The 20,307-nt window shown below is 62.7% G+C and carries 17 protein-coding genes and 1 tRNA gene; 6 read left to right on the top strand and 12 right to left on the bottom strand.

From position 1 onward, the window contains the following. Window positions 1–11: 11 nt before the first annotated feature. Window positions 12–1,793 carry a hypothetical protein gene (locus KIT10_11355; GenBank protein MCW5899854.1) on the bottom strand — a complete coding sequence of 594 codons (1,782 nt, stop codon included), beginning with the start codon at window positions 1,791–1,793 and terminating at the stop codon, window positions 12–14. Between the two features lie 61 nt (window positions 1,794–1,854). Between KIT10_11355 and KIT10_11360 the strand changes: the two genes are divergently transcribed. Then, window positions 1,855–1,927 (top strand) — tRNA-Ile (locus tag KIT10_11360). Between the two features lie 49 nt (window positions 1,928–1,976). Then, window positions 1,977–3,005 (top strand): UDP-glucose 4-epimerase GalE, encoded by a 1,029-nt coding sequence (gene galE / locus KIT10_11365; protein MCW5899855.1) that lies wholly within the window; start codon window positions 1,977–1,979, stop codon window positions 3,003–3,005. On the opposite strand, the gene KIT10_11370 is transcribed toward galE, so the two are convergent. The 3 genes from KIT10_11370 to KIT10_11380 form a co-directional block, all read right to left on the bottom strand. Further along, on the bottom strand, window positions 2,995–3,612 hold the full coding sequence (locus tag KIT10_11370; protein MCW5899856.1) for a hypothetical protein: 618 nt from the start codon (window positions 3,610–3,612) through the stop codon (window positions 2,995–2,997). The genes galE and KIT10_11370 overlap by 11 nt on opposite strands. Before the next feature lie 43 nt (window positions 3,613–3,655). Then, entirely contained in the window at window positions 3,656–5,125 is a 1,470-nt protein-coding gene (rpoN, locus tag KIT10_11375) for an RNA polymerase factor sigma-54 (protein ID MCW5899857.1), read from the bottom strand. 66 nt (window positions 5,126–5,191) lie between these two features. Then, window positions 5,192–5,548 carry a hypothetical protein gene (locus KIT10_11380; protein MCW5899858.1) on the bottom strand — a complete coding sequence of 119 codons (357 nt, stop codon included), beginning with the start codon at window positions 5,546–5,548 and terminating at the stop codon, window positions 5,192–5,194. A 106-nt stretch (window positions 5,549–5,654) separates the two neighbouring features. Between KIT10_11380 and KIT10_11385 the strand changes: the two genes are divergently transcribed. Continuing rightward, entirely contained in the window at window positions 5,655–6,485 is an 831-nt protein-coding gene (locus KIT10_11385; GenBank protein MCW5899859.1) for a helix-turn-helix domain-containing protein, read from the top strand. A 54-nt stretch (window positions 6,486–6,539) separates the two neighbouring features. On the opposite strand, the gene KIT10_11390 is transcribed toward KIT10_11385, so the two are convergent. Next, window positions 6,540–7,358, bottom strand: a complete 819-nt coding sequence (locus KIT10_11390; GenBank protein MCW5899860.1) for a universal stress protein — start codon at window positions 7,356–7,358, stop codon at window positions 6,540–6,542. Window positions 7,359–7,362: 4 nt separating this feature from the next. Then, a complete protein-coding gene (locus tag KIT10_11395) occupies window positions 7,363–8,844 on the bottom strand; it encodes a potassium/proton antiporter (GenBank protein ID MCW5899861.1) in 1,482 nt (493 codons plus the stop codon). Between the two features lie 199 nt (window positions 8,845–9,043). Here KIT10_11395 and KIT10_11400 point away from each other — a divergent pair, with 199 nt between their 5' ends. Further along, a complete protein-coding gene (locus KIT10_11400; GenBank protein ID MCW5899862.1) occupies window positions 9,044–9,796 on the top strand; it encodes an SDR family oxidoreductase in 753 nt (250 codons plus the stop codon). A 286-nt stretch (window positions 9,797–10,082) separates the two neighbouring features. Here KIT10_11400 and KIT10_11405 read toward each other — a convergent pair whose 3' ends face one another. The 6 genes from KIT10_11405 to KIT10_11430 all read right to left on the bottom strand — a co-directional run bounded on the left by KIT10_11405 (window position 10,083) and on the right by KIT10_11430 (window position 18,512). Further along, the gene (locus KIT10_11405) at window positions 10,083–10,544 is read right to left on the bottom strand and encodes a hypothetical protein (protein MCW5899863.1); all 462 of its coding nucleotides are present in this window, start codon (window positions 10,542–10,544) and stop codon (window positions 10,083–10,085) included. Continuing rightward, window positions 10,544–10,990: a helix-turn-helix transcriptional regulator gene (locus KIT10_11410; protein MCW5899864.1), complete on the bottom strand. Its 447-nt coding sequence runs from the start codon at window positions 10,988–10,990 to the stop codon at window positions 10,544–10,546. Before KIT10_11410 ends, KIT10_11405 begins: the two co-directional genes overlap by 1 nt. Continuing rightward, on the bottom strand, window positions 10,959–11,393 hold the full coding sequence (locus tag KIT10_11415; GenBank protein MCW5899865.1) for a hypothetical protein: 435 nt from the start codon (window positions 11,391–11,393) through the stop codon (window positions 10,959–10,961). Before KIT10_11415 ends, KIT10_11410 begins: the two co-directional genes overlap by 32 nt. A 176-nt stretch (window positions 11,394–11,569) precedes the next feature. Further along, entirely contained in the window at window positions 11,570–14,608 is a 3,039-nt protein-coding gene (locus KIT10_11420; protein ID MCW5899866.1) for an N-6 DNA methylase, read from the bottom strand. A 3-nt stretch (window positions 14,609–14,611) separates the two neighbouring features. Further along, the gene (locus tag KIT10_11425) at window positions 14,612–15,715 is read right to left on the bottom strand and encodes a Fic family protein (GenBank protein MCW5899867.1); all 1,104 of its coding nucleotides are present in this window, start codon (window positions 15,713–15,715) and stop codon (window positions 14,612–14,614) included. A gap of 262 nt (window positions 15,716–15,977) precedes the next feature. Next, window positions 15,978–18,512 carry a DEAD/DEAH box helicase family protein gene (locus tag KIT10_11430; protein ID MCW5899868.1) on the bottom strand — a complete coding sequence of 845 codons (2,535 nt, stop codon included), beginning with the start codon at window positions 18,510–18,512 and terminating at the stop codon, window positions 15,978–15,980. Window positions 18,513–18,813: 301 nt separating this feature from the next. Between KIT10_11430 and KIT10_11435 the strand changes: the two genes are divergently transcribed. Further along, a complete protein-coding gene (locus KIT10_11435; protein MCW5899869.1) occupies window positions 18,814–19,377 on the top strand; it encodes a YceI family protein in 564 nt (187 codons plus the stop codon). 10 nt (window positions 19,378–19,387) lie between these two features. After that, window positions 19,388–20,275 (top strand): 4,5-DOPA dioxygenase extradiol, encoded by an 888-nt coding sequence (gene ygiD / locus KIT10_11440; protein MCW5899870.1) that lies wholly within the window; start codon window positions 19,388–19,390, stop codon window positions 20,273–20,275. Window positions 20,276–20,307: the final 32 nt, after the last annotated feature.

Genomic DNA, 20,307 nt, shown 5'->3' on the forward strand with positions numbered 1-20,307 from the left:
ACGCGCGTGGCTCAGGGGCAAGGACGAACGGCGCGTATCGTGAGTTCGATATCGTCCAAATGGACCTCGCCATCATGTGGCATCCACACATACCACGAGAGTTGCTCCCCGGGCCATGCCGCAGGCATGCGGAACGCATGACGCCAGGTGCGCCAACGCGTGGCATGGGGCTGGTCGTTCAATCTGAAACGGTAGTACACCCGCACGTCACCCGGAACACCAAGCGTGGCCACCACCAGCGCCTCGTGGCTGCTTCCGCGGTACGGTTCACCCCGGCGTACACGGCCCTGCACTTGAAAGGCCCGGCCTGTGGGAAGCCCCTCCGGGCCGATGCGCAAGGTGGGTCCATAGGGCGATCCAACATCCAGGTGGAAATAGTCGCGCCCATCGACGGTCGATCTCCTGACGCCCTGCTCCCAGGGCGGCGCCAATGATGCGGGTGTGACCGAGGTGTACAGGATGGTGTCCATGCCGCAGGGGGCATAGGGTGGCGGCTCGAAGTTGCCTCCGAGGGCTCCGCGCCAGACATCGCCGGTGCGCAGGCGGATGGCACGCCACTTTTCGCGGTCCATATTGTAAGGATGAATGATGCCCACCGTGTATTGCCAGGACTGGAAAAGGGTGAGCGCGATGAAGGGGGACATGATCCAACGCAGCCGCCATGCGGAGGTCCGCCACCAGGAGTCGAACAGGGCCGATATCGCAACGGCCGCCACAGCGAGATGGTCCAGATAGGGACGCGGCCCGTAGCTGTCACCGTAATCCCAACTCCACCATGCGCTGGTGACATACACCAGGATGATGGCGTGCGATGCCACGCCACCAACCGCCCACGCCGATCGCCGCCACAATGGCCACAGGCCCACGATGCCCATCAACAGCAGCGGCCAATGGAGGAAGAGCCCCTTTTGCGCGCCGAAAAGGCTCTTCCACACCTTCGGTTCGGCCCATAGGAAGCCTTCGCCAGCATATGGTCGAACGACCCATGCGCCAGCCTGCCACCACCAGGCCAGCGGCTGCAACAGGAGCAACAACGACATCACCAACACCGCAGGGACGAGCGCTCGCCTTCCGGCACCCGCCCACCAGGCGCCCAGCATCGGACCTGGCGACAGGAGAAGCAGGGGCAACGTGAGCAGCACTGCGCCATTCACCGGACGGATGAGCGACACCAAGGCCCACAGCGCCGCCGCCGCCACGGTCCATATCGCACTGTTGCGATGCCAAGCCCGCCAGGCGGCGAGCAGGAAACAGGCGATGGCGGCGAAGGCATAGGGGTGCGACATGGCGGGCGACATCACCGAGTGCTGTGCGAGTCCGGTACCTGCCAGGATGACCACCAGGGTCCAGGCCACGGGGATGTCACCGAAGCCCATGTCCAGCAGCAAGCGACGCAAGGCCGCCAGGCCGAGGAGGCACCATGCGAGCGCGGCCAGGCTGATGGCGAGGGCATAGCGGCGTGCCAGGGGTTTGTCATCGCCGCCGAACAAGCGGCCGGCCCAATGCGCGGCGCCCACGAAGGGTGCCTGCATCAACGGTGCCCCCGCCATGTATTTGATCACTTCGCCCTGGCCCGCGGGGACCAGGTGGTCGGCGCGCATGGGATACACCTCGCGATCGCCCTGCCAGAGGAAGAGCGCATGGTAGGCGAAGTATCCGGCGCCATCACTCCCGAGGGTCCCGCGCCAGGCCTGTCCATCATCGCCGGTGACACGCCAGCGCCAGGATGCCGCCACCAACAGTATGGCCGCCGCGATCAGGACCATGCGCGATCGGCGGATGGAGCTGTCCATGCCAGGCAAGTTATCCGTGCGATGATGAATGATGGCACCCCGTTACCTTCGCCCGCCACCGGGGCCTGTAGCTCAGCGGTCAGAGCAGGGGACTCATAATCCCTTGGTCGCAGGTTCAAATCCTGCCAGGCCCACTGGATCCGGACCGGAGAAGCCGGCGAACGGACGAAAAGCAAGTTGGGCATGCGGGGCAAGGTCATCGTCACGGGCGGTGCGGGGTTCATCGGTTCGCACACGGTGGTGGAACTGGCGCAGGCGGGTTTCCTGCCGGTGATCGTGGACGATCTGCGCAACAGTGAGGAACGCGCCCTGGACGGCATCGCGGCCATCATCGGCCGGCGGCCACCCCTTTACCGGGTGGATTGTGTGGATGCGGACGCCATGGAAGGTGTGTTCGCGGAGGAGGGCGCCGTGCATGGTGTGGTGCACTTCGCGGCCGACAAGGCCGTGGGCGAGAGCGTCCGCGAACCGCTGAAGTACTACCGCAACAACATCGGCTCGTTGGTGACGCTGTTGGAGGTGATGCGCGCGCACGCGGTGGACCGCATCGTCTTCAGCAGCAGCTGCACGGTCTACGGCCAGCCGGAACGATTGCCCGTGGACGAATCCGCACCCGACCGCGCCGCCAATTCACCCTATGGCTTCACCAAGATGGCATGCGAGCAAATGCTCCGCGACCAATGTGTGGCCGATCCGGCGCTGCGCGCGGTGCTCCTGCGCTACTTCAACCCCATCGGCGCGCATCCGTCGGCACATATCGGGGAGCTGCCATTGGGTGTGCCCAACAACCTGGTGCCCTTCGTCACGCAAACGGCCGCCGGGCTGCGCGACCGGCTCACGGTCTTCGGCGACGATTACGACACGCCCGATGGCAGTTGCGTGCGCGACTACATCCACGTGGTGGACCTGGCGCGTGCGCATGTGCGTGCGCTGACCTGGATGGACGGGCGCGGAGAAGCGGGTTGCGAAGTGTTCAATGTGGGCACCGGCCGCGGGCATAGCGTACTGGAGGTGGTGCGCCGCTTCCAGGAGGTGAACGGCGTGGAAATGCCCTGGTCGATGGGTCCGCGCAGGCCGGGCGATGTGGCCAGCGTCTATGCCGACACCACCAGATGCCGCACGGTGCTCGGCTGGGAAGCGGAGCTTGGTTTGGACGACGCGTTGCGCGACGCCTGGCGCTGGCAGTGCCGCCTGGGCGGGGTCAGACCATGAAGCCGGCCTGCACGCAGAGATGCGTGCAAAGGAAGCCCAGCGCCGTGCCCGCGTGGATCTGTGTGTGCGAGTGGCCGCCATCCACGATGCGCGCTGTGCCGAGCGCGCCGGCCAGCAGGATGACGCCCGCGATCAACGGCAGGATGGGAAGCGCGTGCATCACCATCAGGGCGGAGAGCGTGCCCAGCAGACCGCCGATGCCCACCATGTGCGCGCTTATCCGCCAGCGCAGGGAGATCGCCGCGGTCAGGGCCAGGGCCACGATGGCGCCGGCCAATAGCGGCAGCAAGCCCAGGTGGATCGAAGAACGCCGCAGCAGCCAATAGGCCATGGCGAAGTAGAGCAGCGTCATCACGAAGGGCGCCACACGCTGGCGGTGGTCCGGCATGCGCAGGTCGTCGATCACACCACCGCGCAACAGGAGCAGCGTGCTGATCAGGGGGAACACGATGGTCATCACGCCCACCATGCCCAGGGTGATCCATAGCATGCGGCCGTCCAGGAAGTAGCCCAGGTGCGGGTCCACCGCGATCGCCAGCCACAGCGTGAGCAGCGGCATGAACAGCGGGTGCAACGCGATCGATATCCAGTTGGCGGCTCTGCTCATGGCCTACATCCGACCCCTCAGCCTCCGACACGCTTCAAGCCCCTCACAATTCCTTCCGCAACCGCGCCACCGGCAGCCCCAATTGTTCGCGGTACTTGGCCACGGTGCGGCGCGCGATGTTGTAGCCTTTCTCCTGCAGCAACGCGGTGAGTTGGTCGTCGGTCAGCGGCTTTCGCTTGTCCTCGGCCTCGATGGCGTCCTTCAGGATCTTCTTCACCTCGCGCGTGCTCACCTCTTCGCCGCTGTCGGTGCTGAGGCTTTCGCTGAAGAAGAATTTCAGCAGGTAGGTGCCGTGGTTGGTCTGCACGTACTTGCTGTTGGCCACCCGGCTGATGGTGCTGATGTCGAGCCCAACGCGTTCGGCGATGTCCTTCAGGATCATCGGCTTCATCTTGGTCTCGTCGCCGGTGAGGAAGAAGTCGCGCTGGTGTTCCATGATGGCCTCCATGGTCACCAGCAGGGTGTGCTGCCTTTGCTTGATGGCGTCGATGAACCACTTGGCGCTGTCGAGCTTCTGCTTGATGAACATGAGCGCCTCACGCTGCGACTTGTCCTTCTTGTTGCGCTGGTACTCCTTGATCATGTCGCGGTACTGGCGGCTCACCCGCAGTTCCGGCGCGTTGCGTCCGTTGAGGGACAACTCCAGCACCCCATCGGTGGCCATCACCATGAAGTCGGGGATGATCTCCTGCACGGGCTTGGCGGTGTCGCGCGCGGTGTTGCCCGGCTTGGGGTTGAGGCGCACCACCAGCTCGATGGCGCCCTTGAGGGCCTCCTCGTCGATCTCCAGCCGGTCCATGATGCGCTCGTAGTGCTTCTTGCTGAAGGCCTCGAAGTGCTTGTCGAGCATCTCCTCCGCGATCCGGCGCTCCAGGCTGCCGGGCAGTTGGCGCACCTGCAACAGCAGGCACTCTCGCAGGTCGCGCGCGCCCACACCGGGCGGGTCCAGGCTTTGCACCTCGGCCAGCGCCTTCTCCAATTCCTCCCGGTCGCACATCACGTTCTGCGTGAAGGCCAGGTCGTTCACGATGGCGTCCAGCTCGCGGCGCAGGTAGCCGTCCTCGTCCAGATTGCCGATGAGGTGTTCGGCCAGCAGGCGCGTGCGGTCGTCGCAGTGCCGCAGCGAGAGCTGGCTGCGCAGGCTGTCCTGGAAGGTGGTGCCGCCGGCCAGGGGGATCTCGCGCTCCTCCTCGTCCGGCCCGCTGTTCTTCACGCTCAGCTTGTAGTCCGGTGTGTCGTCGTCCTGGAAGTAGTCGCTCAGGTCGAAGTCCTCGCGCTCGTTCTCCTCGTTGGCGTCGCTGTCCAGTTCGTCGCTCTCGCTCAGGGCCTGCTCCTCGGTGGGCACCTCCTCTTCGTCGTGGTCGTCGCCCTCCTCCAGGGCGGGGTTCTCCTCGATCTCCTGCTTGATGCGCTGCTCCAACTCCACGGTGGGCACCTGCAGCAGCTTCATGAGCTGGATCTGCTGCGGGCTCAGCTTCTGCTGCAGCTTCTGGTAAAGGCCTTGCTTGAGCATGTCGGGACAAAAATACCGGTGGCGTGCCACGCGGCGCCATGGCTCTCCCCGATAAGGCGTCGCCAGTCAGCGCACCGCCGCGCACGCCTCCATCATCGCCTTCACCGTCTTCGGCGCGTTGCCGATGAAGATCCGATCACCGATCACCACCACGGGCCGCTTCAGGAAGGTGTACTCCTCCAGGATGTACTTGCGGTAGTCCTTCTCCGTCAACTTCATCTCATTCAGCCCCATGCTGCGGTACTTCATGGCGATCTTGCTGAAGAGCGCCTCGTAGCTGCCGGCCATCTTCTTCAGCTCGTCCAGCTGCTTGCTGGTGATGGGCTGTGTCTTGATGTCCTGCAGCTCGAAGCGCTTCAGTTTGGGGATCTCCTTGAGGATGCGCTGGCAGGTGGAGCAGGTGGCGAGGTGGTAGATCTTCATGGGGGAGGCGAGAGTGGTGTATATGGTACGAAAGGAACAGCTTGGACCTCGAAAGGTTGTCGACGATGCCGCTAACGGGCCATTGCGCACTGGCTACCTTGGTGGCATGGATCAGCTCTTCCGGATGTTCCGCGTGGATGCCGCCGAGGCGCAACGCATCGCGCAGGCGCCGGACGAGCCGCACCAGCACGACTTCGAGGAGCTCATCATCGGCGTGGAAGGGCAGCTGGAGCACTTTATCGACTTCCGTTCCGCCACCATCGCCGCGCCCTTCGTCAGCTTCGTCACCAAGGGCAAGGTGCACCGCGTGCGCCCCGCCTTGAAGGACGGGAAATGCGACATGCGCGTGCTGCGCTTCCGCAGCGAGTTCATCCCGGAGACGGTCTTCCAACTCTACGCCTTCTTCCACGCCAACGCCGACATCGCCCTGCCCGACAACTACTGCTTCAAGCGCCTGCTCACCGTGTGCGACCTCATCGAGGGCGAGATGCAGCAGCCCGAGCCCGACCTGGCCGTGGTGCGCCAGCTGCTCAGCGCGCTGTTCACGCTGATCCGCAGTGAGCATCGCCGCCTGCACCCGGACGAAGAGGCGCCCCCGGCCACGCAAAGCGAGACCTTCCGCCACTTCCTGCAGATCCTGGAGGAGAACTTCCGCCAGCCGCACGATGTGGAGTTCTACGCCTCGCAGCTCTTCATGAGCCCGCGCAACCTCAACCTCATCACGCAGCATATCCTGCAGCAGAGCGTTTCACGCATCATCGAGACGCGCAAGCTGATCGAGGCGAAGAACCTGCTGATCGCCACCGACAAGCCCGTGAGCGAGATCGGCTTCGAGCTGGGCTACAACGAGAAGGCCTACTTCACCCGCGTGTTCAAGAAGAACACTGGGCAGACGCCCACCGAGTTCCGCGAGGAGATGCGGAGGCTGGTGGCGTGAGGTACGGTTCCGCCACCCCGGTTCGTTCGACGGCTTATGACCCCACTCGGGGGTCTACGGCAGCACCACCAAGGGGATGTGCCCTTCGTACACCAGTTCGTTGATCAGGAATTTCCTGAAGAGCTGGTCCGTCAACAGGCGTGTTCCACGCTGCACCACCAGCACCTCCTCGGCCCTGTTCGTCACGATCCTCTTGATGTCCTGAAAGGGGTTCGCTCCTTCATACACGGCGAAGTCCGTTTCAACGCGATGGGAGAACAGGTCGGAAAGCTCCTTCAAGTACTTCTTGATCCCCGAGGTGCGCTCGTAGGGCCCGGCCAGATGGAAGAATGTGATCCTTACGTTCCGACCTTCCAGGAAATCGAGATAATTGTTCAGCCCCAGAATATTCAAGGGGTACTTCTCCGTGACGGACACATGGATGGTGGACTGAGAGAAGGCGTGGATGTCCTTGGGCACGGCGACGACGCAATTCCCGGTATTGTCGATCAGCTCCAGCGCCACGCTGCCGACCATCAGTTTCTTCACGAGGCCGGTCCCTTTCACACCAACAAGGACCAGGTCTTGGAATGGTTGTGCCAACAGATGCGCTAGCGTTGGTCGCAAATGTTCCTCCGACACCGAGTAGGATACCTTGAGGTCGTTGGGCAGGATCTCCCTTGCGAGCGACCTTAGTTCGCCGAGGGCTTCCATATTGGCGTGGTGCGCTATCTGCCGCCTGCTTTCAATGTCGGCGAGTCCCGGGGCGCGTACGGTGGTCCGATGGACCAGCAGTATTTCGACATCGGCCTTGATGGCCCAATCACCAGCATACCTGATCAGGTTCGCCGAACTCTCGGAGAAGTCGATGAGCAGTATGAATCGTTTCCTCATTGCGCTATACGGTGGGCCCGCCCCCGGGCTTGTGCAGCCTGTTGTGCACGTTGATGAAATCCTCCTCCCGGTCCGCCAGCACCATCAGCACATCATTGGGAAGGATCACGGTGGAACCACCCGGCCGGATGTACACATCGTCGCGCTTGATCATCACGATGAAGGCCGAGCGCGGGAACTGGAGGTCCACCACCCGTTTGTTCACGGCCGTGAAATGGGGCAGGATCTCGATCTCCTGCAGGTTCGCCTTGGGCAGGTCGATGATGAGCTTCTCGCTCTCGGAGATCGGCTTGATCCGCTCCGGTAGCGCCATGTGCAGCCACTTGGCCACCACCCCCAGGGTGGTGCCTTGGATCAGCACGGAGGTCACCGACACGAAGAACACGATGTTGAAGATCATCGGCGCCTTGTCGATGCCCGCCAGCAGCGGGTAGGTGGCGAACACGATGGGCACAGCACCTCGCAGGCCCACCCACGAGATGTAGAAACGCTTGCGCAGCTGCATCCGGAAGAACACCAGGCTCAGGAACACGCTCACGGGCCGCGCCACGATGATCAGGAACAGGGAGATCAACAGCCCGATGCCCATCACCGGGAACACCTGCGTGGGGAACACCAGCAGGCCCAGGGTGAGGAACAGTACGATCTGCATCAGCCACGCCATACCATCATAGAACTTCAGGATGGCCTTCTTGTGGATCAGTTCCTGGTTGCCCAGGTAGACGGCGCAGATGTAGATGGCCAGGAAGCCGTTGCCCCCCACGAAGTCCGTGGCGGAGAAGGTGACGAACATCAGCGCCAGCACCAGGATCGGGTACAGGCCCTCGAAATCCAGCTGGATGCGGTTGATGATCCGCTTGCTCAGCATGCCGAAGCCAAGGCCCGCCAGGCCGCCCACCAGCATCTGTTGGATGAAGAGGGGGATCACCGATGCCAGGCCCTGTGCCGGGTTCAGCACCAGCGACAGGAAGGCGATGGTGAGCACATAGGCCATGGGGTCGTTGCTGCCGCTCTCCAGCTCCAGGGTGGGCCGCAGGTTGCTCTTCAGCGCAAGGCTCTTGGAACGCAGGATGGAGAACACCGCCGCCGCATCCGTGGACGACACGATGGAGCCCAGCAGCAGGCTCTCGTAGATGGTGAAGTCCGTCACGTACCACACGAACAGGCCCAGCGACAGCGCCGTGAGCAGCACCCCCACCGTGGACAGCACCACACCCTGCCACAGAATGGGCCGCACGGAGCTCCAGTTGGTGTCGAGGCCGCCCGAGAAAAGGATGAAGTTGAGGGCCACCACCCCGATGAACTGCGCCGCCTTGGGGTCCGCGAACTGGATGCCGCCGATGCCATCGGAACCGGCCAGCATGCCGATGGACAGGAACAACAACAGCGTGGGCACGCCGAACTTGTAGGAGGTCTTGCCCACGATGATGCTCACGAAGAGCAGCAGGGAGCCGACCAACAGGATGTTCTCGATCGTCAGGTTCATGCCGCTTCCAAGGTACAGGCTTCTGAAAACGCGTGACGTGGTGCCCGTGGCCAGGCCATGCGATGGTCGCGGTGCGATGGTCGGAAAGCCCTTCGCTTGGGCGACTGTACCACCCTTCTGCCGGAATGTGTTACCGCTGCACCTGCTCGTGCCGGGATCTTTGTGCCGTCACGAACAAAGAACCTCAACATCCACGATCATGGAACTGAAAGGACAAGCCATCATCATCACCGGCGGTGCCAGCGGCATCGGCCACCAAGCCGCCATCGCCCTCGCCAACAAGGGCGCTAACCTCATCATCGCCGACTACAACCTGGACGGCGCGGAGAAAGTCGCGAAGGAGATCAGCGCGAAAGGCGTGAAAGCCTTCGCTTACAAAGTGGACGTGTCGAAGGCCGCCGAAGTGGAAGCCCTCGTGGACTTCGCCGTGGAGAAGCTGGGCACGCTCAACGGCATCTTCAACAATGCGGGCATCGGCTTGGTGAAGCCCTTTTTGGAGATGGACCCCGCCAGCTACCACAAGGTGATCGAGGTGGACCAGCACAGCGTGTACTACGGCATGTACTACGCCGCCAGGAAGATGGTGCAGCTCGGCGCGACCGGCACCTTCGTGAACACGGCCTCCATCTACGGCTTCCAGGCCGCGCTGGGCAGCTTCAACTACAACGCCGCCAAGGCCGCCGTGGTGATGATGAGCAAGAGCGGCGCGCTGGAACTGGCCCCGCACGGCATCCGCGTGGTGGGCGTGGCCCCCGGCTTCATAAACACGCCCATCCTGGGCACCGATGCCGCAATGAAGAAGATGCTCGGCGACCAGCACCTGCACAAGCAGCTCATCGAGCCCGAAAAGGTGGCCGCCGTGGTGGCCTTCCTCTTCACCGATGCCGCCAGCGCGATCAACGGCAGCACCATCCCGGTGGATGATGGGTTCCTGATCCATAAGAACGGGTGAGCACGTGATCGAACACCACGAGCGAGCCCCGGCGGATGCTGGGGCTCGCTCGTTCATGCAAGGGGATGATGGATGTGGGCGTGCCCCCGGCCTGCGCACACGGCCAACGCACGGGTCGGGTCATCCGCTGTAGCGCCCTTGGCTCTTCGGGCGTGGCTCCGGCTCCGGGGTCTGCTCGTTCCTCGCAGCCTCCTCGCGCGGGCCACACCAGCGCATCGCCATCGGCCGCCTGCCGCTGCTGCCCCTCACGCGTGATGCGCCTCGATCATGTGCACCTGCTTTCGATTCACTCGGGCTTCGGCGCTTTCTTCACCGCCTTCTGCTTGAACAGGTCCGTGATGTCCACCGCTGGCAGAACGAAGCTGCCCAACGCCGAAGTGGCCGTGATCACACCGATGTGTGCCCGGATCCTGTTCAGCATCATGTTCACCGTGGAGTAGTGCGCCAGATTCTTGCGGATCTCCTCCTTCATATCGGCCTCTCCTTCGATGCTGAACAGCCCCACGGCTTCGATGAAGAGCTTGTAGCCGGCTGGTCCTTCTTCTGGCCAGTTCACCAGCACTTTGGTGAATACCTGGCGCTTGTCGTCCACCGGCTTCTTGATCACGAAGTCGATGTCGATGGCGTAGCTCTCGAAGAGGCTCTGGACGTCCACCTCTCCGTTGTTCTTGTCGGGTGGAACGAACCTGAAGTAGCTCTGGAGCAGGGCGAACTCGTGCCACTTGAGGGGGGAGCGCTTGGCCAGCATCAGGCAGCGATGTTCTCGTTGTAATCGGGCCTGCCTGCCTGCCCGGCGGCATAGTCCGGTTCGAAGTCCCGGACCACGCGCAGGATGGCCATGCGGTCGATCCGAGGGAATTTGAATTCGGGCTCCTCGCTGTAGGCGGCATCTTCCTGCGCATGGATCGTGAAGCGGATGCCCAGCGCGCGCTGGAACATGGCTTTGTGCTTATCGCTCAGCGGCTTTTCACCGGTGAACAATTGCGTGAGGAAGCTTCCGGAGATGCCCATGGCCTTCGCCAGTTCCTTGCGGGTCATCCGGCGGGCGTCCATGGCATGCTCCACCTCGCTCAGGAAGGCGAAGCCGATCATGCGGCCTTCGTGTTCCAACTGTTCCTCAGGGCTGAGGCCGTTGAACAGCTTATCGAAAGCGGCCTGGATCTCAGCGGGGGCTTTTCGGCGGTCTGCGCTCATGGATCTTGTGGTCAGGGTAGGTGTAAGTGCCCACGTTGCGGATGGTGGCGAGCTCGCGTTTCGAATTCTCCGTGGTCTTCTTCCGTTCGAGCAATGCGCCCATGATCACGATCATGGTCTTGTCGCCCCGGCGGATCTCCTTGCAATAGATGCGATCGTTCTCTTGTCCTTTGAAGAATTTCATCGCGGTCACGTCCTTGCAACTGGCATCGATGTTCTCCTTGTCGTACAGGTCCCTGTTCTTCAGTCCGGCCAGGATCACGTTCACTATGTCGATGAACTTGTTCTTGTGCCGCGCATCTTGGCCGATGTATGCCAGCACCTCATCGAACACTTCATTGTCCACCGCGATGCAGCGCTTGCCATCCGAGCTTGTCCGCAATATGGTGGCGCTCCTTTCCAACGCAAGATTAAGCTATAGGTTAAACCTTGGATGTGTGGAAATTGTAAAATATCACTAAATAGTTGATAATCAAGGTTATATGGTTCTCTGTTTACGCATGGAAAGGTGCTTGGTCCATGAAGAGGGCAGGAAACAAGTGTACACACCGTTCCCCAGTTAAGGGGTGGATGTGGAACCTACACCCCCCTGTACCGCGCCCCCTTCTTCTCGCCCTGCCGCTCCGCCTGACCGGCCTCCAGCAGTTCCTTGATCGCCGCGTTCCAGGCCGAGGCCTCCACGCCGGTGGCTTCCAGCACCGCGCCCTTGCCGTGCCAGCCGGGGTGGCCGTGCAGGTAGGTCCTGATCGCTTCGGCAGCCTGGCCATTGCCGCCCTCGCCCTTGCGCGGACGACCCGGTCCGATGCGACCTGGCCCACGCCGCTCCATTTCCGGCGAAGGCTCGGCCGCCATGGGCACTTCCTCATCCGCATCCGAGTAAGGGGTGCTGACCGGCTTCGGCTCGGATCCGTTCTGCAGATCATCTGATCTTCTGATCGTCCGATCATCAGCGGGTGTGTCAGGCCGAGCAATACCGAAGGAGTGGGCCGAAGGGCGCGCAGCGACCGAGGACCCCGAGGACCACACCCGCGCCACCCGCTCCCGCACCTTGGCCTCCATGCGCGCCACCAGCGCCGTGTTGGCCGCCACCAGGCGCCGCTCTTCCTCCAGCTCCGCTACAATGCGCTGCTGCTCGGCGAGCGGGGGAAGGGGGATCTGGAGATTCTTCAGGACGCTGACAGAAGCCACGTTCTGAATGGCAGCACCCATAGTCAAGCGACCGAGAGTTTCCTGAAAGTTGTCGCTGTCCATCCAATGCTTGAGATACTCCTTCAGCAAAGTCGCTCGTGGAACGAGCTTGAGTAGCGCCTGATTGATGATCCCGGGTCGAACGTGTTCAGGAACGATGGCCACTTTGCCCATTGTGCCCGAACAACTCATGATCACATCACCTGGCCGAACTTCAAACCGCTTCATCTCTCCGAACTTCTCAGCAGTGATGAAGTACCGCACATCATCGAACTGGTCATAGATCGCATGCCCTTGCTCGTAAACGGCGTAACCAGACGGAACGAAGATTTCCTTCTTCAAGCTGCCACCGAAAGGCCCACGTGTGAAGTCACACACCTCCCCCAACTCCACCATCTCCCACTGTGGGTCGATGGTGATGCGGGGTTTGTAGTGGGCCAGCACCTGCCGCGCCCCGTCGATCACCCGCTGGTAGCCCTCCACCTCCGCCACCAAGGCCTCCTGCTCGGCGAGCGGGGGAAGGGGGATCTGGATCTCACGAACAGCTTCGGGGTTGGCCCGGGTCAACGATCCACCGACACCTGTGATCGTGCGCATGAACTGTTCATGGAACGGATCAGAGACAAGGATCCGTTTCAGGTAGTGCGGGTTCGCATCCTCGCTTCGGAAGATGATCCACTCACCAGACCCAATCTGGCGCTGCTTCATCGCGCTGGGTTCCACAACCCAAGCTCTGCGTATGTGGGGTACTATCCGTGAAAGAAGAACATCACCAGGCAGCACAACCTTCTTCGCGGAACCGATATCCGCGCCCTTCGTTCTTTCTGGCGAACCGGTATCGAATGCTGGAATGCTCCACAACTCGAACGTTTCATCCGGTGACTTACGCGGATCAAGGCTCTCCGTACCTCTCGGCATCAGTTCGCCGAGCGCGACCATGTTCAACCGTTCATCTCTCGCTGCAACATTCTTGTAACGGTCACCGCTCAGGCTGCAATCTGCCGTGCTGGACACACGCGATCGTTCGACTTCAAACGCTTGCACAGCAGAATCAGTCGGCGCCTCCCACTTCACGCCTTCCGCCAGCGCCCGCTTGTAGTCCTGCAGCAGCGCGAAGGCCTCGGGCAGGTCGTTCTGCGCGATGGGCCTGCGCTGCGCGCCCAGGTCGAAGCCATCGGCCTCCACTTTCACGAAGAGCAGCTTGTCCGTCTTGCGTGCCAGCGCGCGATCGAACCAGAGCAAGCTGGTCTTCACCCCGCTGTAGGGGTTGAACACGCCGCCGGGGATGCTCACCACGCCCACCAGGTAGTGCTCGTCCACCAGCTTCCTGCGCAGGGCCTTGTAGGCCTTGCCGCTCTGGAAGATGATGCCCTCGGGCACCACCACCAGCGCGCGGCCGTTGGGGTTGAGGTGCTCGGCGATGTAGTCCACGAAGAGCACCTCGCTGCGCGTGCTGGGGATGCCGAATTTGCCGTGGGGCTGGATGCCGCCCTTGGGGCTCATGAAGGGCGGGTTGGCCAGGATCACATCGTAGCGCTCCTCCCAGCGGTCGGTGCTGGTGAGGGTGTCGTACTCGTGGATGTGCGGTTCGGGGAAGCCGTGCAGGTAGAGGTTCACCAGCGAGAGCTTCACCATGCCGGGGTCGATGTCGTAGCCCACGATGTTGCGCACCAGCTTCTTGCGCTGGTCGGGCGTGAGGCGGTCGCCGGTGTAGCGCTTGGCGCTCACGGTGAGGTCCTCCTGCTTTACGCCGTGCAGCTGGAAGGCCAGCGGGTCATCGGCCGCGTGGTTGCTGCTGGTGTGCCGCAGGATGTGCTTGTAGGCGCTGATGAGGAAGCCGGCGGTGCCGCAGGCGGGGTCCAGGATGGTCTCGTGCTTCTGCGGGTCGATCACCGCGGTCATGAAGTCGATGAGGTGCCTCGGCGTGCGGAACTGCCCGGCATCGCCCTGGCTGCCCATGATGCTGAGCAGGTACTCGAAGGCATCGCCGAGCTTCTCGCTGTGGTCGTAGGTGAATTCGTTGATGCGCTTAAGGAACTCACGCAAGGTGGCCGGGTCGCGGTAGGGCAGGTAGGTGTTCTTGAAGATGTCGCGGAAGAGGGGCGGCAGGCCGGGGTTCTCCGGCATCTTCTCCAGGGCTTCGGCGTAGAGCTTCACACGGTCCTCACCGCTCAGCGCTGTGGCCATCAGGAAGGGCCAGGCGTACTGGGCAAAGTCTTTCACTTCGTCCTTCCCGTTCACCTGCACGGTGTGCTTCGCGAAGAAGGTGGGGGTGCCGCCAAGCTCCACGGCCTGCTGGTCCATGTCGTGCATGAACTTGTAGATGAGGGCCACGGTGATCTGGTCGATCTGGCTCTTGGGGTCGGGCACCTTGCCCACGAGGATGTCGCGGCAGTCGTCGATGCGGCGTTTGGTGGTGCTGTCGAGCATAGGCTATTCGGAAGGCGAACCGGAGTTCTGGATCAGGGTGATGAGCCGGTGGTTGATGAAGTAGTTCTCGCGGCCGCGCCGCACCTCGTTGAGCATGCCGTGCTTCACCAGGGTGCGCAGGTAGGCGGTCACCGTGGGGCGGCTGCCCAGTTGGTGGTCCATCAGGGTGCCCACCTTCACGTAGGGGAAACTGAAGAGCAGGCCGGCGAGGTCGGTGGCGGGCAGCTTGTTGTCCAGGGCGCGTGCCTCGGCGGCGAATTCCTGTTTCAGCCGTGCGATGCCGGTGACCAGGCCCAGGGTGGCGCGGGCCGTTTCCTCCACGGCGCCGAGCATGAAGAGCAGCCAATCCTCCCATGCATCCTCCTCGGTGACGCGGCGCAGGCAGCGGTAGTACGCCGGTTTGTGGCGCAGGATGTGGGAGCTGAGGTAGAGCACGGGATGCAACAGGAGTCCGGCATGGATGAGGAAGAGCACGTTGAGGATGCGCCCCGTGCGCCCGTTGCCGTCGGCGAAGGGGTGGATGGCCTCGAACCAGTAGTGCATGGCGGCCATGCGCACCAATGGGTCCATGCCTTCGGCCTCATTGGTGAAGCGCTCCCAGCGGGCCATGAGCCCGGGCAGCATGGTGGGGGCGGGCGGTGTGTAGATCACCTGGCCGCTGGCCGGATTGCCCAGCTGGGTGCCGGGCAGGGTGCGGATGCCCACGCCGGTGTGCTTGATCCGCTGCATCACCTGCACCGCTGTGTTCACGCTGATGCCCCCGGCGCGCTGCATGGCGGCGATGCCTTCGTGCATGGCCTCCCGGTAGCGCAGCACCTCCTTCACGCTGGGCGGGGCCGCATCCAGGGGGTTCAGGATGGCTTGGTAGAGCTGGTCGCGGGTGGTGACGATGTTCTCGATGGCCGAGCTGTCCTGGCTCTCTTGCAGCATCACGGTGTTCAGCAGCAGGGCCGGTTCGGGCAATTGTTGGCAGGCCCCCTTCAGTTCGGCCAAGGTGGCACGTGCGGCAATGGTGCGGCGTAGCACCGCTGGGGTTTCCAAGCGTTCGGCCCCCGGCGGGTCGGGCAGCTCGTTGTAGGGCTGGAGCGGCTGGTTGCGGATGGCCATGGCACGTGTAAAGATTTTTGCAAGCTTGCCTCGATGTGTAAAGAAAATCCATAATTCTTTTCATGTGAGGGTCGAGATGGTCCTTGCAGAATAAGCATATCGCGATATGCTTATTCTGACAATTGCTCGTAATATACTGGTGTACAATGTGTTGCGATTGCAGATTAGTGGGCAACTACTTCCTATTGGCCCCGTCGGGCACCTGTAAACGATCTTGACACATGGCCGGGACGTGTAAAGATCCTGGCGAAATCTTTACATGTCAGGCGGCGAATAGGTCCAGCTTCACGTAGGTGTCCACGTACTGCGGCACGCGCGCGCGGTTGGCCGGGGTGATGGCCTTGTACTCCTCCATGCTCATGGCCGGGTGGCTGGCCAGGCGCTGGAAGGCTTTCTGCCGGATGATCTCGCGCACGTCCTGGTCCACGATGTAGGCCTTGAAGAAGTGGCGCAGGGCGGTGATGTTCTCCTCCTCGCCGGGCGGATGGATGCTGACGAACTGCTGGAACTCCTCCTCCAGCAGCTCGTCCTTCATCTTGAAGTCGGCGATGATGCCGAAGATCTTCTCCACCACTTCGCGCAGGGTGAGCGTGCGGTCCACGGTGTAGGCCCTGCGCAGCTTCTCCAGGGTGAAGTAGTCCTCGGGCTTGTCCAGCACCTCGGTGCGGATGTAGTGCAGCACCTGGTCCCAGTTGCCGGCCTGCACATCGCGCCGGATGCGCTCATCGTTGTGGATGCGCTCCTCGAAGCGGCCGCGGAACATCTCGCGGTCCACCTTCATGCCCTCGGTGCCCACGTTCTTCACCTCGAAGCTCTTCAGCGGATCGGCCGCGAGGTTCTGGTGGTACTTGCCAGTTCCGCCGATATAGTCCCGGCCGGGCCCTTGCTCATCCTTGGGCACCACCACGGTGAGCTTGGCATCGTAGTCGAAGGTGTCCTCGAAGTATTCGCAGTTGGCGAAGAAGTCGAAGAGCTTGAAGGCTTCCTTGGGGCGGCTGGTGGTCTCGGTGTTGCCTTGGTCGTCGCGCTCGCTGTGGCTGAAGGTCCATTTGCGGGTGCCGCGCCCCTTCATCTGCACGAAATCGCTGGGGCTGAAGATGGGCCGCATCAGCACCACGTTCAGCAGGTCCTCGCAGTCGTAGCCGGTGGTCATCATGCCCACGGTCACACACACGCGGGCCTTGCTGGTGCGGTAGCCGGGCAGCACCGGACTGGCGCCCAGCAGCAGGTTGTTCGCGAAGTTGATGGTCATCTGCTGCGCGCCCATCACCAACGAGGTCACCTGCACGGCGAAGTCGCTCTGGTAGCGGCCGGGCCAGCGCGCGTGGGCCAGCTCATTGAGGATCTCGGTCACCTTGCGCGCGTGGGCCTGGCTCACGCAGAACACGATGCTCTTGCCCAACTCACCGCTGATGGGGTCCGCCAGCGCATGGTCCAGGAAGGTGCGGCAGAAGGCCAGGTTGGTCTCCGGGCTGAAGAACTTCTTTTCGAAGTCGCGGTTGAGGAAGGTCTCCTCGTGCTCTTCGCCCTCGTCGTCCTTCGTCACCACGGCGTAGCCATCATCGCTCAGCAGTTTGGTGGTGATCTCCGTGCGCGCATCGATGGTGATCGGGTTGATCAGGTAGCCATCCTTCACGCCGTGCAGCAGGCTGTACTGGAAGGTGGGCCTGCCATCGCCGCAACCGAAGGTGGTGTAGGTGTCCTTCAGCAGGCGGAGCTCGAAGGCGCGCGGGTCGTCGGCGATGTCCTGCTCATCCACGCCCTTCAGGTAATCGCGCGGCGTGGCGGTGAGGCCCAGCTTGTAGCCGTGGAAGTACTCGAACACCGCGCGGCTGTTGCCGCCGATGCTGCGGTGCGCCTCGTCACTGATGATCAGGTCGAAGTCGGTGGGCTCGAAGCGGTCGCGGTACTTATTGCTGGCAAGCAGGGTCTGCACGGTGCTCACCACCACTTCGGCCTTCCGCCAATTCTCGGGATCCTCCTTGTACACGCACACCGAATAGTCGTTCTGCAAGTAGAGCAGGAAGGCGCGCTTGGCCTGGTTCTCCAATTCCAGGCGGTCCACCAGGAAGAGCACGCGGCGGGCGTTGCCGGTGCGCAGGAAGAGCTTGATGAGCGCGCCGCTGGTGAGCGTCTTGCCCGTGCCGGTGGCCATCTCGAAGAGGAAGCGGTCCTTGCCGTCGGACACCGCTTGCTGGATGGCCTTCACGGCGTCCATCTGGTAGGGCCGCAGGAAGCGCAGCTTGTTCCGGTCGATGAACTCCTGCTTCAACTCCGGGTCGTTCCACTCCGGCCGACGGGCGTAGTTCGGAAGCTGGCTCAGCGCGATGTAGTCCTCGCCGATCGCTTCATTGATCAGCCGTTCGCGATCGGGTTGGAACTGCTTCAGAGCGCCCAAGGACTCCGGTGAAGGGAAGCGGCTGATGACTTGCGGGTTGCCGCGTTCCAGCTCCCACAGGTAGTGCAGGTTGCCGTTGCTGAGGATGATGTACTTGACCTTTGCGGCCTTGGCATATTCCCGCGCCTGCTCCTTGGCGTTCAGCGGGTGGATGCTCTCGCGCTTGGCCTCCAGCAAGGCGATGGGGTAGCCATCGCTGTCCACCAGCAGGTAGTCGATGAAGCCCTTCTTCGTCTTCTCGAAATCGTCGCCGAACTTCTCGGCCATGTACTCCGGCGTGATGCTGACACCGGTCTCCAGTGTGATGTTCGCCGGGCCATTCTCGTCAGCCAGGAAGCGCCAGCCCGCATCTTCCAGCAGCTTGTTGATCTTGATGCGGGCGCGGGCTTCTTTGGACATGGAACGGCAAAATAGGAAGCACGCACCGGATCTGCGTGAGGGATGGCAGCGGCAGCTTGCCGCAGTCGGGCCGCTGGCACCGCGCGAGCGAGAACGCGACCAACGGAAGCGACCGCAGCCGCAGCGGTGACCCCGGACCGACAAGGCAACTAAAGCGGACAGCCCGACCCCTGGGTGAGGCTGCGCGAGGGGCAAGGGGCACGCCCTGTGCAACCACTCTTCCGGAATGTGTTACCCCCGCCCTGGGGGGCTGCGGGACCTTTGCATCGTCAACCAACAACAACCGCAAACACCCAAGACCATGAGCACCGCGACCGCCACCACCAGCAGCACCAGCACCAAGACCCTGTGGGCCATCGACCCCGCGCACAGCGAGATCACCTTCAAGGTGAAGCACCTGATGATCGCCAACGTGAAGGGCGCCTTCAAGACCTTCAGCGCGCAGATCGAAACGCCGGGCACCGACTTCACAAAAGCCGGCATCGCCGTGGAGATCGACGCCGCGAGCATCTTTACCAACGAGGAGAACCGCGACAACCACCTGCGCAGCGCCGACTTCTTCGACGTGGAGAAGCACCCTACCCTCGGCTTCGTGGGCAAGGAGATGCGCGCGAAGGGCGACGACCACACGCTCACGGGCGAGCTCACGATTAAGGGCATCACGCACCCGGTGACGCTGGACGTGGAGTTCGGCGGCATCAGCAAGGACCCCTGGGGCAACGAGAAGGCCGGCTTCACCGTGAGCGGCAGGATCAACCGCAAGGACTGGGGCCTGAACTGGAACGCCGCGCTGGAGACCGGTGGCGTGCTGGTGAGTGACGAGGTGCGCCTGAGCGCCGACATCCAACTCGTGAAACAGTCCTGATCTTCGGACGATGGACCGCAAGAAGTTCCTTCTCTCACTAGCCACACTGCCGCTGGCAGGAGCCGCCATGAAACTCACCGACCTCAACCGCATCACCGAACCCTTCAAGCCGAGCGCGCGCATGCCCGTGCTCTTCCTGGGCCACGGCAGCCCCATGAACGCGATCGAGGAGAACGAGTTCGTGCAGGGCTTCCGCAAGGCGGCCACCGAGCTGCCGCGTCCGCAGGCGATCCTGGTGGTGAGCGCGCATTGGGAAACGCGCGGCACGCAGGTGACGGCGATGGAACATCCGCGCACCATCCATGATTTCGGCGGCTTCCCCAAGGCGCTGTTCGAGGTGCAGTACCCTGCGCCGGGTAGTCCGGAACTGGCGGCCGAGGTGAAGCAGAGCATCACCAGCGCTACGGTGGGTCTTGACCATAGCTGGGGCCTGGACCACGGCGCGTGGAGCGTGGTGAAGCACCTGTACCCGAACGCCGATGTACCGGTGATCCAGATGAGCATCGACTACTCGCTGAAACCCGAGCAGCACTATGCGCTGGCGAAGGAGCTGGCCAAGTTGCGCGACAAGGGCGTGCTGATCATCGGCAGCGGCAACATGGTGCACAACCTAGGCATGGTGGCCTGGGACAAGCTGAACGAGAGCTATGCCTTCGACTGGGCGGTGGAAGCACGCGCCAAGATGAACCGGGCCATCATCAGCGGCGACCATACCCCGCTGGTGAACTTCCATGCGCAGGGCAAAGCCTACGACCTGGCGATCAACAGCGGCGAGCACTTTCTGCCCTTGCTCTACACGCTGGCCTTGCAGAACAAGGACGAGCAGGCCACGCTCTTCAATGACAAGCCGCTGGCGGGATCGCTCACGATGACGAGCGTGCGCATTGGCAAAGCCTGAAGCATGCAACGCCTCGCCGTCGCCGCACTCTT

This window comes from Flavobacteriales bacterium (assembly GCA_026129465.1).
Taxonomy (GTDB): domain Bacteria; phylum Bacteroidota; class Bacteroidia; order Flavobacteriales_F; family PHOS-HE28; genus PHOS-HE28.

Bases quoted from the DNA above. Each gene is read 5' to 3' on its own strand.
- KIT10_11355 (MCW5899854.1), bottom strand. From the start codon at position 1,793: ATGGACAGCTCCATCCGCCGATCGCGCATGGTCCTGATCGCGGCGGCC.
- galE (MCW5899855.1), top strand. From the start codon at position 1,977: ATGCGGGGCAAGGTCATCGTCACGGGCGGTGCGGGGTTCATCGGTTCG.
- KIT10_11370 (MCW5899856.1), bottom strand. From the start codon at position 3,612: ATGAGCAGAGCCGCCAACTGGATATCGATCGCGTTGCACCCGCTGTTC.
- rpoN (MCW5899857.1), bottom strand. From the start codon at position 5,125: ATGCTCAAGCAAGGCCTTTACCAGAAGCTGCAGCAGAAGCTGAGCCCG.
- KIT10_11380 (MCW5899858.1), bottom strand. From the start codon at position 5,548: ATGAAGATCTACCACCTCGCCACCTGCTCCACCTGCCAGCGCATCCTC.
- KIT10_11385 (MCW5899859.1), top strand. From the start codon at position 5,655: ATGGATCAGCTCTTCCGGATGTTCCGCGTGGATGCCGCCGAGGCGCAA.
- KIT10_11390 (MCW5899860.1), bottom strand. From the start codon at position 7,358: ATGAGGAAACGATTCATACTGCTCATCGACTTCTCCGAGAGTTCGGCG.
- KIT10_11395 (MCW5899861.1), bottom strand. From the start codon at position 8,844: ATGAACCTGACGATCGAGAACATCCTGTTGGTCGGCTCCCTGCTGCTC.
- KIT10_11400 (MCW5899862.1), top strand. From the start codon at position 9,044: ATGGAACTGAAAGGACAAGCCATCATCATCACCGGCGGTGCCAGCGGC.
- KIT10_11405 (MCW5899863.1), bottom strand. From the start codon at position 10,544: ATGCTGGCCAAGCGCTCCCCCCTCAAGTGGCACGAGTTCGCCCTGCTC.
- KIT10_11410 (MCW5899864.1), bottom strand. From the start codon at position 10,990: ATGAGCGCAGACCGCCGAAAAGCCCCCGCTGAGATCCAGGCCGCTTTC.
- KIT10_11420 (MCW5899866.1), bottom strand. From the start codon at position 14,608: ATGCTCGACAGCACCACCAAACGCCGCATCGACGACTGCCGCGACATC.
- KIT10_11425 (MCW5899867.1), bottom strand. From the start codon at position 15,715: ATGGCCATCCGCAACCAGCCGCTCCAGCCCTACAACGAGCTGCCCGAC.
- KIT10_11430 (MCW5899868.1), bottom strand. From the start codon at position 18,512: ATGTCCAAAGAAGCCCGCGCCCGCATCAAGATCAACAAGCTGCTGGAA.
- KIT10_11435 (MCW5899869.1), top strand. From the start codon at position 18,814: ATGAGCACCGCGACCGCCACCACCAGCAGCACCAGCACCAAGACCCTG.
- ygiD (MCW5899870.1), top strand. From the start codon at position 19,388: ATGGACCGCAAGAAGTTCCTTCTCTCACTAGCCACACTGCCGCTGGCA.